Raw genomic sequence first — 12,982 nt, 5'->3', positions numbered from 1 at the left:
CTTTTTCTTTGCTCAGATTATGGAAAAAGACTATCAGAATGAAGCGGTATCTGATATGATAGAGAGGCATGAGGGGGATTATTATGAAAGAGCAAATCAACGATTATCTCCACTACTTGAATATTGAACGGGGATTGTCCGCCAATACACGACAAAGCTATGAACGTGATTTGGAACAGTACTTGCATTTTCTACAGGAGCAGAAAATTGCTTCATGGCAGGATGTCGATCGCTTTTTAGTCATCCGTTTTCTGGAGAAGTTGCATGAAGAAAAAAAAGCGACAGCAACTGTTACTCGGATGATCTCAAGTCTCAGAAGATTCCATCAGTTTTTACGGCAAGAGCGTATCACTGATCATGATCCGATGCAACATATCGATACGCCGAAGAAAGCACAGAAATTACCAAGTACATTGACTCTGACAGAAGTAGAAAAGCTGATTGAAGCACCTGATACGACAAAAACGTTAGGGATAAGAGATCGTGCAATCTTGGAAGTCATGTATGCTACAGGGATGCGCGTCAGTGAATTGATTGGATTGAAATTGGGAGATCTTCATCTTTCTCTTGGACTGGTACAGACAGTTGGAAAAGGAGGTAAAGAGCGGATCATTCCTTTAGGTGATTATGCGATCCAATGGCTGGAACGCTACTTAGACGAAGCACGTCCATTACTTGTAAAGGACGCATCTGAAATGCATGTATTTGTCAATAATCATGGGAAAGGTCTTTCTCGGCAAGGAATCTGGAAAAATCTGAAGCAGCTAGTACGAGAGGCTGGGATTTACAAAGAAGTAACACCACATACGCTGCGGCATAGCTTTGCCACACATCTGCTAGAAAATGGAGCTGATTTGCGGACAGTACAGGAATTGTTAGGTCACGCGGATATCTCTACGACTCAGATTTATACACATATCACGAAGAAAAGAATGACGGATGTTTATAAGCAGCATTTTCCAAGGGCTTAGTCATAGGAAGGTGAGAAGATGTTAACACATTACCGGAAAGAAAACCGTAAAATTGCTATGGGACTATTGAGTTTCCATAAGAAACTGACAGGTAAAACTTCTTTGTTGAAGGAGATTGATACGTACGAATCTGAAGACGATTATGAACTTTTTTTCTTTACGCCAGAAGGTTCAACCAACATTCAAGGGATTATTGGTATTTACTGGGCAACGAACGATCAGCTGATCATCCATGACATTTCTTTGAATCCGTCTTATCGCGGTGAGAATATGGGCTTTCAAATGTTAGATGAATTACAGGAAAAGTACCCGGATGTCTCCATCCGTGCAACTGAAATCACAGAGCCTTACATTGGAAAATGGCTAGCAAAGAAAAAGAAGAAAGAGTGAATGAGTTGACGGAGATCAATATTAAATTAGATGTATTCGAGGGTCCTCTCGATCTGCTGCTTCATCTGATTCAGCAAATGGAAATCGATATATATGATATACCGATCGCTACGATCACGGAGCAATATATGAATTATATCCATACAATGAAAACACTAGAGCTAGCTGTTGCAGGAGAATACTTAGTGATGGCTGCTACATTGATGGCAATCAAAAGCAAGACATTGCTTCCTGTCCAAGAATTCGTCACAGATGATGAAGAATTATGGGAAGAAGATCCTCGAGAAGAATTGGTCACTCAGCTTTTAGAATACCGTAAATATAAATATGCAGCTGAAAGACTGACAGAAAAAGCAGAGGAACGAAGTCTTTATTACACAAAAGAACCTATGAACATCGATGGGTTAGCGGATGCTGAAAAGCCGTTGAAGCGAGGACAAGTCAAAAAAATCGATTTGATCCGTGCCATGCAGAAAATCTTAGAACGTAAGAAATTTTCTCAAAAAGTGGAAAAAACGATCACGCCCGATGACACAACGATCGAAGAACGAATGGTATTTATCGAAGAGCGTATAAAAAGAAATGCGCATGGCTGTACTTTCGATTCTTTTTTTGAGTCACCTTCTAAAAGTGAAGTTGTCACTACTTTTATGGCTTTGCTAGAATTGATGAAAAAAGGGCAGATCATTGCGCAACAAAAAGAGAACTATGAATCAATTATGCTTTATCCAGCAGTAGGAGATACCGAACATGACGAAATTAAGTGAACTTGAAGCCCTTCTTTTTATTGTTGGCGAGGAAGGGATCAGTAATGAAGAATTAAGCGGACTGTTAAATCTCAGCGAAGCAGAAGTCACAAGTTTAGTGAAAGAATTAAAAGAATCTTACACTCAAAACTCGCACTCAGCTTTGCATATTTTTGAAACGGAAAGCCATTATGTATTAACGACTAAAAAAGAGCTGGCTCCCTTACTTAAGCGATATGCGCAAGGGACATCAAACACATTATCTCAAGCCGCTGTCGAAACCTTAGCAATCATCGCTTATAAACAGCCAATCACAAGAGCTGAAATCGAGCAGATTCGAGGAGTTCAGGTTTCAGGAGCGGTACAGCGTCTAGCTGCCCATAAACTGATTGAAGAAAAAGGTAGAGTAGAAGGGCCAGGTCGGCCGATATTATATGGAACAACTGGCTACTTCTTAGATTATTTTGGTTTGAAATCATTAGAAGAACTGCCTGATACACAAGAAATGGAAATTTCACTTGAAGAAGACGTGTCACCAGATCTATTCTTTGATGGAATGAATAAAGGAGAATAATTGTAATGGAGAGATTGCAGAAAGTAATTGCCCACGCTGGCATCACTTCTCGTCGAAAAGCAGAAGAATTCATCCTTGCAGGACGTGTAAAAGTAAACGGACAAGTTGTAAGGGAATTAGGGATAAAAGTTGGGAAACATGACACTGTGGAAGTGGATGAAGTCCCAATTTATCAAGAAGAATACGGTTATTATTTATTGTACAAACCTAAAGGAGTTATTTCTGCTGTTGCAGATGACAAAGGAAGAAAAGTTGTTACGGATCTTTTGCCGATGGTAAAAGAACGTATCTATCCTGTAGGTCGACTGGATTACGATACTTCGGGGATCTTGCTACTGACAAATGATGGAGATTTTGCTCAGCGCCTGACACATCCAAAACATGAAGTGGATAAAGTTTACGTTGCAAAGGTAAAAGGGATCGCTACAAAATCGATGCTTGCACCTTTGACAAAAGGAATAAAGATCGAAGGACGAAAAACATCTCCAGCTAAATTCCAAATTTTATCAGTGTATCCTAAGACAAACCACAGTATCGTGGAATTGACGATCCACGAAGGACGTAATCATCAAGTGAAAAATATGCTTCAAGCAGTTGGTCTTCCTGTGCAAAAACTAAAACGTGAAAAATACGGAGATCTGACTTTACAAGGCCTACGTCCTGGGGATTACCGTGAACTGAACAAAAAAGAAGTCAGCAGTTTGCTGAACCACTCAAAATGAACACTTACTTTTTATAAGTGTTAGATGTTGCGTTTTTTGAATAGATATGTATAATGAATATGTAAACAAAAATTATATAAGGTTCGTCTTCAGGGGCAGGGTGAAATTCCCGACCGGTGGTTATAGTCCACGACCTATTTTGCAAAAAATAGCTGAATCGGTGAAATTCCGATACCGACAGTATAGTCTGGATAAAGAAGATAGAGCTTATTTGACGACGCTTGATCAAATAACTCTAACTCTATTTTCCCTGGAAAATAGAGTTTTTTCATTTGGAGAGAAACGTCAAAAAGTTCGCTGAAGAGGAGTCCTAACAGGAGGATTTCAAATGAAGAACACCCGTGTACAGAAAATGGTTGCAGTAGCGATGTTTGCTGCGATCGCATTAGTTTTACAGTATTTTGCTTTTCCGATCATGCCGGCTTTTAGTTTTTTGAAGATCGATTTTAGTGATATCCCGGTATTGATCAGCATGTTCTTATTCGGTCCAGCGGCCGGAGTTGCAACAGCGTTCTTGCGTTCAGTATTACATCTGCTGACTACAGGTTTTTCTCCGGATAATTTGGTAGGAGACACTGCTAGTTTCTTATCAACAACGATCTTTACATTCCCGATTTATTATTTCTTTAGTGTAAAGAAACAGCATAAAGGAAGAAACAAATTTTTAGGTGTCATTACAGGAACCATCACTCTAACTATTTTTATGAGTATCGCAAATTATTTCGTTATTACGCCTCTTTACTTAATGTTTTTAGGACTGAACGCAACACAGATGCTGGGCATGTCTTTAGCAAACTATGTACTGATTGGGATCGTTCCTTTCAACTTGATCAAAGGATTCATCGTGAGCGCTGTCTTTTTAGTGCTGCATGCGCAACTTCTTCCATGGTTAAGTCGAAAACAACATCAGTTCGAACAACGTCATACAGCAGTCAAATAAATATCAAAAAGATCAAGAAATTTCTTGGTCTTTTTTTTTGGAAAAAAATACAAGATATGCAATAATGTAAACGTTTTATTTGTTTGTTTTGAGTATTTTTTTGATTTATGCATAAAAATCAATCAATTCTTTACAAATGTGAAATTCTTCTCCTTTTAAAAGACGAAAATGTTTGTTTATAAAAAAAAGGAAACGCTACAATGAAAAAGAAGAAAGCTTTAAAAACCTGTAAAAAGAGGAGGGAATAGGGAAAAACGAACTTTTTGAACAAAAGTTTTACAAAATGCGTGTTATTATTTTTGTTCTGATACTCTTTTTGATAAAATAACATTAGAGCCAAAATTGTTGTCTCTAACGGAAAAGAAAGGAAGAAGAAGATGGAACAAACAAAAAAGAAAAAATTTCAAATGCCTTCAGCGTATACGGTCTTATTTATTATTATTGCAGTAATCGCTGTACTTACTTGGTTTATACCAGCTGGGCACTATAGTGTAGACGATGCAGGCAACATCGTCGCTGGATCATATGAACGAGTACAACAAAATCCTCAAGGGCTGTGGGATATTTTCATGGCGCCAATCAATGGGATGCTAGGTGTACCAGCGGGGGAGCTAACTAAAGAAACACCTGCTGCAATCCCAATCTCTTTCTTCATTTTGGTTGTTGGTGGATTTTTAGGTATTATCAACAAAACAGGGGCACTAGATGCCGGGATTGCTTCAGTTGTGAAGAAATTCAAAGGAAAAGAAAAAATGCTTATTCCAGTATTGATGCTGTTATTTGCATTAGGCGGCTCTACTTACGGAATGGCAGAAGAAACGATTCCATTCTATGCTTTACTGATCCCAGTCATGATGGCTGTAGGCTTTGATACAGTAGTAGCTGTAGCAATCGTATTAGTAGGGTCTCAAGTAGGCTGTCTAGCTTCAACGGTAAATCCTTTTGCAACAGGCGTAGCTTCACAAGCTGTTGGGATTTCGATGGGTGAAGGTATTGGTCTTCGATTCTTGATGTTCGTTATTTTGTTAGCTATTTCTATTGTATATGTGTATCGTTATGCATCAAAGATCGAAAAAGATCCAACAAAATCATTAGTATACAACCAACGTAAAGAAGATATGAAGCATTTCGATATTGAAGCAATCGGTCGTCAAGAAGTAATCACGAAAAAACAAAAACATGTTAATGTATTGTTCTTTATTACTTTTGGTATCATGATCATCAGTTTGATTCCTTGGACAACCTTGAATGCGAATTTCACGATTTTTGAATCATTGACAAACTGGTTAACAAACCTTCCGGTACTAGGTACTGTTCTAGGTAAAAGCATGCTTCCATTAGGTGACTGGTACTTCCCAGAAATTACTATGTTATTCTTAGTAATGTCCATCGTAGTAGCAATCACTTATGGCATGAAAGAGTCTGAATTTGTCTCTGAATTTTTAGCTGGTGCTTCTGATTTGATCGGTGTAGCAATAGTAGTAGCTGTTGCTCGTGGTATCCAAGTGGTTATGAACAATGGATTAATCACAGACACCATCTTACATTGGGGCGAACAAGGATTAAGTTCATTATCTTCAAGTGTATTCATCATTATTACATTTATTTTCTATATCCCTATGTCATTCTTGATTCCTTCAACTTCCGGCTTAGCTGCTGCAACAATGGGAATCATGGGACCTATGGGTGAATTTGCCGGCGTCGGTAAGGATTTAGTAATCACTGCTTATCAATCTGCATCTGGTTTAGTAAACTTAATTACACCAACATCTGCTATCGTAATGGGTGCTGTAGCAATTGCTCGTTTCGATGTTTCAGTGTGGTGGAAATTTACCGGTAAATTAATTGCGATATTATTTGTAGCCATCTGTGTGATCCTAGGTGTAGCAGCAATGTTCTAAACCTAGACAAATACAGGTACAAGGTCTATCATAAGAATGAAGAAACCGATAAACGGCTATCGATAAGCACGTGGACAAGTCAATAGCTCCATTCAGTGAGTGTTTTTTCTTTCATCATTTGTTAAGAACATTCTGCTTGCTGATGGAGCAGGCTTAAAACGTCATTATTTGAGAAGAAGAGGTTGTGTCGGAGGAATTTGACATGACCCTTTTTAACATATTAGGAGGATAATATCATGAAAAAATTTGTGACAGAACAACATCATGAACAAGCATTAGAATCATTGAGCGAATTGATCCGAATTCCTTCCGTACTAGATGAAGCAGATTCAGGACAAGGACATCCCTTCGGTAAAAAAGTGATTGAAGCTTTGGATAAAGTATTGGAAATCAGTGAAAAGCTAGGATTTAGAACATTTAAAGATCCAGAAGGCTATTACGGTTATTCAGAGATTGGCTCTGGAGATGAATTATTCGGTATCTTGTGTCATATGGACGTTGTTCCAGCAGGGGACGAAAATAATTGGGAAACAAAACCATTCGATCCAACTATAAAAGACGGCTGGTTAGTTGGTCGCGGATCCCAAGATGACAAAGGTCCTTCTATTGCGGCAATGTATGCCGTCAAAGCTTTGATTGATGCTGGCGTGGAATTCAAGACACGTATTCGTTTTATCTTTGGTACAGATGAAGAAAATTTATGGCGTTGTTTAGAAAAATATAACGAAAAAGAAGAAGGAATTACGCAAGGATTTGCGCCAGATGCTGAATTTCCTTTAATTTATGCAGAAAAAGGCTTATTGCAAGCTTACTTGACAGGACCAGGAACGAACGAGTTTTCTGTAAAAGCTGGAGGAGCGTTGAATGTTGTTCCTGATGCAGCTCCTTACTCTGGAGAAAAGCTTTCTGAAGTAAAAGAAGCATTGAAAAAACACGAATTCGATTTCGAAGAACAAGGTGAAGGCATCGTCGTTCTTGGTAAAAGTATCCACGCGAAAGATGCAGCACAAGGAGTGAATGCTATTTCTCGTCTGGCAATTGCTCTTTCAGAAGTATTCGATTTTGGCCCAATCAATTTCTTAGGAAAATTAGTTCAAGAAAATGCAACTGGTGAAGCTGTCGTGGGCAAAACAGAAGATGAACAATCCGGCGAGCTAACGATGAACTTTGCAAGTTTGGAAATCACACCAGAACAAACAAAAATCGGTGTAGATATGAGAATCCCTGTTACATTCAAGAAAGATGATTTAGTAGCTAAATTAACTAAAACAGCAGAAAAATATGGGTTGACTTATGAAGAATTTGACTTCCTTGATTCATTATACGTGCCACTAGACAGTGAGTTAGTGAAAAATCTATTGGGGACATATCGCGATATTACTGGAGACATGACTGAACCGTTTGTATCAGGCGGCGCTACTTTTGCTCGTACGATGAACCAGTGTGTGGCATTCGGTGCGATGTTCCCTGATACTCCTGACTTTATGCACCAGGCGAATGAACGATGGGAATTAAGTAGTATGTATAAAGCAATGGAAATTTATGCAGAAGCTGTGTATCGTTTATGTGCTAAATAAAAATAAACATACAAAAAGGGCGGATATTCAAATGGATATTCCGTCTTTTTTTATTTGATGCTGGAAAGTTTGCATTTCTCTCTTATTTTTTTTAAGGTATAATCATACTTGATTAAGAAAAAGGGGTCACTCAGATAGAAAAGGTGGGAGAAAGTGAAAATATTTAGACGAATACTAATTGGCTTAGTCATCATTTTAGGATTACTCGGTGGAGCCGGTTATTACTATATACAGCAAAATACGTACGAACCATCGTCAGAAGCGCAAGTGTTGGTAAAAGAAGGAAAAAACAAAGAAGATTACTTATTTTTTGAAGGAGAGAAAAAGAATCATGGAAAGTCTCCATTACTTATTTTTTATCCTGGTGCTCTCGTAGAGCCAGAAAGTTATAGTATTTGGGCGCAAGATTTAGCAAAAAACGGCTTTTCAGTCGCTATTGTCAAAATGCCACTTGATCTAGCAGTGATGGGCGGAAACAAAGCGGATAAGGTCAAAGAAGATTTTCCAAATTCCGATTATGTGATCGGTGGCCATTCATTAGGTGGCGTAATGGCAAGTCGTTATGTCAATAAGAATCATTCAGACAAACATTTAAAAGGGGTATTCTTCATGGCAAGTTATCCCGACAAAAAAGGAACATTGACAGAATCAGCTGTTCCTTTTTTATCGATCACGGCGACAAAAGATAAAGTATTGAATCAGGAAGCTTATCAAGAAGCTAAGCAGTATTTACCGGAAAGAACAGAGTATGTATCAATCAATGGCGGAAATCATGGAGGTTTTGGCAGCTATGGTGAGCAAAAAGGAGATGGAGAGGCAGAAATTTCTAACGCAGACCAGCAAACTGTGATCGTCAATACATTGGAAAACTGGCTGAAAAAGTTGAAATAATATAAATGGGTCCTATAGGGTCCGTGAAAAAACTAGTCAATTAACTATAGATAGCAAATGAATCTTTCAAAATAAGTCGGGATTTCACGGAACAAGAGAAACAGATCCCGGCTTATTTTCAAGTTTAGAGAACTTAGTGTACGTTTTTAAAGTTTCGTTTATATTTATATTTTATTTTCTAATAAAATCGCTCGAACTGGACATTTTTGATACGCTTTTTTTACATATGTTTTTTCTTCCGGCATCACGAACTGTTGATGAGCCTCTGGTTCTTGGGCAAATAAAACGATTCCTTCTTCATCATAATCGAAAATATCTGGCGCTTCGATTTGACAAAGACCGCATGCAATACAGCGTTCAGGTACAAGTTTACATAGTAGTGACATTTCTAACCATCCTAACTTAAGGAGAATAATATGATTGTTTTTATTTTATCGCTATTTTCATCAGGACACAAGCTGCGGATTAGTTCTCTTTACCAACTCCTTGTGGGAAAACGAACGACTTCAGTACTTATTTATGGATTTACCCACGAACTTTTGTTTATCCATAACAGTTTTCCAGAATTGAAGCAGGATAAGTTTTATCAAATTTTGCAAAAAATTGCGCAGCAAGGTTGGATCGAAATAAATGAAAATGAAGCGAAGCTAACGCCTACAGGGGCTGATATGTTGTCCGAACATCAAATAGAACATACTGGTTTGCGTTTTGACCGCTATGGCAGAACAGGGGAAACTAGTTGGCGGCTCATTAAATTTGCTGTTCAAGTAATTTCTAATCTGGCAACGGGTATTCAAGACTATCTTCCAGCAGAGACAAGTCCTTTTTATACTTTCCAACTAAAAAAATGGCTTAGTGAAAGCCAATTGCCACGTGAAATTTTGATTGATACTGCGTATGAGAGTTTGGTGCAGCTGTTTTCGGAGATACCAGAAGAAGCAGCAGATTTTTTAGCTAACCAATTATCTGGAAATGAGCGAACAGGGCTGCTTCCTTATCAGCTGGCAAAAAACAATGATGAGTCAGCGGTTTATCTGCAACAAAGCAGATGTATCCACCTTTTGTTAGCACAAATCGAAAAACGGCCAGATTCGCTTTGGCACGCTTTGATCGATTCATTATTACAGCAAAATTTCAATCAAAGCATGATGATCACCAAGCAGATGTTTATGAATGGTCAGACAATTGACCAGATCATGGCAATCCGTCATTTAAAAAGAGGAACAGTAACAGATCATCTTATTGAGTGGGCCTTGTTTTTTGATGATTTTCCATACGAGCGGATTCTCTCTGCAGAAACAATCGAACGTTTGGAACCAAATAAGGATTCCGTGCGAGAGTGGCGCTTTAGCGAATGGAATGTAGATGGACAATTAGATTATGGAGAATTTCGTTTGTATCAAATCTATCTATTGAGAAAGGAAGCGATACAGAATGTTAATAAATGAATTAAAAAAATATTTTGGATTTGATTCATTTCGTCCCGGCCAAGAAGAAATTATTCAGGCGTTGCTTGATGGAGAAGATACTCTCGCTATTTTGCCTACAGGAACGGGAAAAAGCCTTTGCTATCAATTGACGGGGTATTTAATGGAAGGTCTGGTCATCATCGTGTCACCGCTGCTTTCTCTAATGGAAGATCAAGTGACTCAATTACAAAAACGAGGGGAGAAACGAGTAACTGCTTTCAATAGTTTACTTTCGCAATCTGAAAGAAGATACGTCCTCCGTCATCTATCGCAATATAAATTTTTGTTTTTGAGTCCCGAAATGTTGACTAATCCTTCTCTTTTAGAGCATCTGAAAAAACAAAATATTGCGTTATATGTAGTAGATGAGGCTCATTGCGTGTCTCAATGGGGAGTTGATTTCCGTCCAGAATATCAACAGTTAGGAAAAATCCGAAAGCTTTTAGGAAACCCGGTCACACTGGCACTAACGGCGACAGCAACAGATTTAGTAGCAAGAGATATACGTCATGTACTATTTGATCGACCACCAAAAGAGATCAGACAATCAGTCAATCGGCAAAATATCTCGCTTTTTGTTCGGAAAACGCAGCAAAAAGAACAAGAACTTGAACACTTCATGGAAAGAGCACAAGGAGCGGCAATCATTTATTGTGCAACAAAAAAAGAAGTCGAACGATTGTATCATTTATTCAGGGAACGTTTTACAGTTGGATACTATCACGGTGGTCTTGATGCAGCTCAAAGAAGACAACTTCAACAGCAGTTTGTAAAAAATCAGCTGCAGTTTCTCATTGCTACGAATGCATTTGGTATGGGGATCGATAAATCTGATATCCGTTATGTGGTCCATTATGATTTGCCAGACAGTCTAGAAAACTATGTACAAGAAATCGGTCGAGCAGGCAGAGATCAGGAAGAAAGTGCAGCAATTCTTTTTTATCAAAGTGGGGATGAACGTATCCATTATTTCTTTAATCAACTTTCTAGAGAACAGCGACAAAGTTTTGAGCTTTATTTGGAATATGCCACAGAGCAAGCTCCCTTTGATGAGCTGCAAAAAAAATGGATGGAGCTGATCCAGCAGTCTGAAAAACCAGAAAATTGGGTGGAACGGCTCAAACGTCAGGAAAAAGAAAAAGAATTCCGCCTGCAGCAGATGCTTCGCTATATTAATGAAGAAAACTGCCGCAGAAAATTCATCTTAGCTTATTTTGGCGAAAAACTCTCCAAAAAGCCGCAGAATTGTTGTGATATTGATGGAGCAAAAGCAGAACTTCTGCCAAAGAGGAAGCTTTTTTCTAAGACTGAACAACTTCATTGGGAAACGATTTTACTAAATTTATTTAAAAAAAACATGGAACATTGATTTTTTAGGACAAGACACTTTTTCCTATGGTATAATACACACGATAGAGTTTAGGAGGTAAAACAGTGAGCAGAAAAGATAGACATCAATCTACAGAAAATAACGAAACACAAGAACCATGGGAACAACCAATCTACGATACAGATGATGAAGTTTCATCAAGAAGTTCTCAGAGACAACAAAAGAAAGGAAATACATTATTTCTTTCGCTATTTTTGATTTTACTGGTCTTATGTATCGCTATTCCAGCAGGTGCTTATTTCTGGATCAGAAATGGATCAAGCAACAATGCAACAGCAGCAACTTCTTCTGAAACTTCGACATCAGTAGTTGAAAGTTCTACAAGTACAACAAAAGAGGAGTCAACTGAGACTTCAACAGTAGAATCTAGTACAATCGCGGAAGAATCTACTGTGTCTCAAGATACAGGTGTAACGTCAGAAAGCAGTATTGCAGCAGAGACAACACCGACTTCCTCAAGTGAGGCAACTTATCAAGCAGGGGATTCAAGCAGCAATGCAGCAGAAACAACACCTTCTTCATCAGCTGCAGCCGGTTCAACAACGACTGTTCAAGCAGGCGAAGGTCCAAAACAAGTGGCTGAACGTGCAGGAATCACCACTGATCAATTGTTTGAATTGAATGGCTTAGATCCAAACAACTTTATGCTTTACCCTGGTCAAGAATTAAGAATTAAATAATAATAGCCGCGCTTTGCGGCTTTTTTTTTGAGAAAAAGGAGTTATATCATGACACAAATCAGTATTGCAATCGACGGGCCTGCTTCATCTGGGAAAAGTACCGTTGCCAAGATATTAGCAAAAGAATTGAATTATATTTATACAGATACCGGTGCCATGTATCGCGCAGTAACTTATTTAGCTATTACGAACAATGTATCTTTTTCAGATGAAGAAGGGCTAGTTTCGCTGATCAAAAAGTATCCTATCTCTTTTTCGCAACAAGAAGATGGACAGCATGTATTCATAGCATCAAAAGATGTGACTTTAGAAATCCGTCAACCAGATGTCACAAAAGCTGTTTCTGAAGTCTCTGCACATGGAAAAGTCAGAGAAGAATTAGTTGCTATCCAACGAAAAATAGGGGAACGCGGTGGCGTTGTCATGGACGGAAGAGACATCGGGACAGCTGTATTACCGAATGCAGAAGTGAAAATCTTTTTAGTAGCAAGCGTAAGTGAGCGTGCAGAAAGACGTTTCAAAGAGAACCAAGAAAAAGGAATTCCGACTGATATTGAAACACTGACGAAAGAGATACAGGAAAGAGACCATTATGATTCAACAAGGGACGTCTCTCCGCTGAAGCAAGCAGAGGATGCTGTTCGTATCGATACGACTGGCAAATCGATTCCAGAAGTCGTTGCAGCAATAAAAGCTGTTGTTTTGAAAAAAGGTTATCTTCTTTTTTAAAT

At 38.5% G+C, this 12,982-nt stretch carries 14 protein-coding genes and 1 riboswitch; of the genes, 13 read left to right on the top strand and 1 reads right to left on the bottom strand.

What is annotated here, in order from left to right; genetic code table 11:
* The first annotated feature begins 83 nt into the window (after nt 1-83).
* The 9 genes from xerD to RG571_RS10740 all read left to right on the top strand — a co-directional run bounded on the left by xerD (nt 84) and on the right by RG571_RS10740 (nt 8,712).
* Nucleotides 84-971, top strand: a complete 888-nt coding sequence (gene xerD, locus RG571_RS10780; RefSeq protein ID WP_002339420.1) for a site-specific tyrosine recombinase XerD — start codon at nt 84-86, stop codon at nt 969-971.
* Nucleotides 972-989: 18 nt separating this feature from the next.
* The gene (locus RG571_RS10775) at nt 990-1,361 is read left to right on the top strand and encodes a GNAT family N-acetyltransferase (RefSeq protein WP_002294387.1); all 372 of its coding nucleotides are present in this window, start codon (nt 990-992) and stop codon (nt 1,359-1,361) included.
* On the top strand, nt 1,358-2,128 hold the full coding sequence (locus RG571_RS10770) for a segregation/condensation protein A (protein WP_002298145.1): 771 nt from the start codon (nt 1,358-1,360) through the stop codon (nt 2,126-2,128). Before RG571_RS10775 ends, RG571_RS10770 begins: the two co-directional genes overlap by 4 nt.
* A complete protein-coding gene (gene scpB, locus RG571_RS10765) occupies nt 2,112-2,681 on the top strand; it encodes an SMC-Scp complex subunit ScpB (RefSeq protein ID WP_002296975.1) in 570 nt (189 codons plus the stop codon). Before RG571_RS10770 ends, scpB begins: the two co-directional genes overlap by 17 nt.
* A gap of 5 nt (nt 2,682-2,686) precedes the next feature.
* Nucleotides 2,687-3,403, top strand: a complete 717-nt coding sequence (locus RG571_RS10760) for a pseudouridine synthase (protein ID WP_195193448.1) — start codon at nt 2,687-2,689, stop codon at nt 3,401-3,403.
* Nucleotides 3,404-3,484: 81 nt separating this feature from the next.
* A riboswitch (FMN riboswitch) is annotated at nt 3,485-3,609 on the top strand.
* A gap of 122 nt (nt 3,610-3,731) precedes the next feature.
* A complete protein-coding gene (locus tag RG571_RS10755; RefSeq protein WP_002339418.1) occupies nt 3,732-4,343 on the top strand; it encodes an ECF transporter S component in 612 nt (203 codons plus the stop codon).
* Between the two features lie 377 nt (nt 4,344-4,720).
* Complete coding sequence (locus RG571_RS10750; protein ID WP_002290168.1) at nt 4,721-6,244, top strand: YfcC family protein; 1,524 nt, start codon at nt 4,721-4,723, stop codon at nt 6,242-6,244.
* A 236-nt stretch (nt 6,245-6,480) separates the two neighbouring features.
* Nucleotides 6,481-7,821 (top strand): M20 family metallopeptidase, encoded by a 1,341-nt coding sequence (locus RG571_RS10745; protein ID WP_002294399.1) that lies wholly within the window; start codon nt 6,481-6,483, stop codon nt 7,819-7,821.
* Nucleotides 7,822-7,974: 153 nt separating this feature from the next.
* Complete coding sequence (locus RG571_RS10740) at nt 7,975-8,712, top strand: alpha/beta hydrolase (RefSeq protein ID WP_002339417.1); 738 nt, start codon at nt 7,975-7,977, stop codon at nt 8,710-8,712.
* A 164-nt stretch (nt 8,713-8,876) separates the two neighbouring features.
* Here RG571_RS10740 and RG571_RS10735 read toward each other — a convergent pair whose 3' ends face one another.
* Entirely contained in the window at nt 8,877-9,098 is a 222-nt protein-coding gene (locus tag RG571_RS10735) for a ferredoxin (RefSeq protein ID WP_230341059.1), read from the bottom strand.
* Between the two features lie 30 nt (nt 9,099-9,128).
* On the opposite strand from RG571_RS10735, the gene RG571_RS10730 reads away from it, so the two are divergent.
* The 4 genes from RG571_RS10730 (at nt 9,129) to cmk (ending at nt 12,980) form a co-directional block, all read left to right on the top strand.
* Nucleotides 9,129-10,160 carry a helix-turn-helix domain-containing protein gene (locus tag RG571_RS10730; RefSeq protein WP_002306939.1) on the top strand — a complete coding sequence of 344 codons (1,032 nt, stop codon included), beginning with the start codon at nt 9,129-9,131 and terminating at the stop codon, nt 10,158-10,160.
* Nucleotides 10,147-11,550 carry an ATP-dependent DNA helicase RecQ gene (locus RG571_RS10725; protein WP_230341058.1) on the top strand — a complete coding sequence of 468 codons (1,404 nt, stop codon included), beginning with the start codon at nt 10,147-10,149 and terminating at the stop codon, nt 11,548-11,550. Before RG571_RS10730 ends, RG571_RS10725 begins: the two co-directional genes overlap by 14 nt.
* A gap of 65 nt (nt 11,551-11,615) precedes the next feature.
* Nucleotides 11,616-12,251: an SAG1386/EF1546 family surface-associated protein gene (locus RG571_RS10720; RefSeq protein WP_002294404.1), complete on the top strand. Its 636-nt coding sequence runs from the start codon at nt 11,616-11,618 to the stop codon at nt 12,249-12,251.
* Nucleotides 12,252-12,299: 48 nt separating this feature from the next.
* A complete protein-coding gene (cmk, locus tag RG571_RS10715) occupies nt 12,300-12,980 on the top strand; it encodes a (d)CMP kinase (RefSeq protein WP_002339415.1) in 681 nt (226 codons plus the stop codon).
* The last annotated feature ends 2 nt before the right edge of the window (nt 12,981-12,982 follow it).

Source organism: Enterococcus sp. FR204, assembly GCF_031143325.1.
GTDB classification, from domain to species: Bacteria; Bacillota; Bacilli; order Lactobacillales; family Enterococcaceae; genus Enterococcus_B; species Enterococcus_B faecium.
Note: the sequence above shows the minus strand (reverse complement) of the source record. Positions and strands in the feature narration are given on the sequence as shown.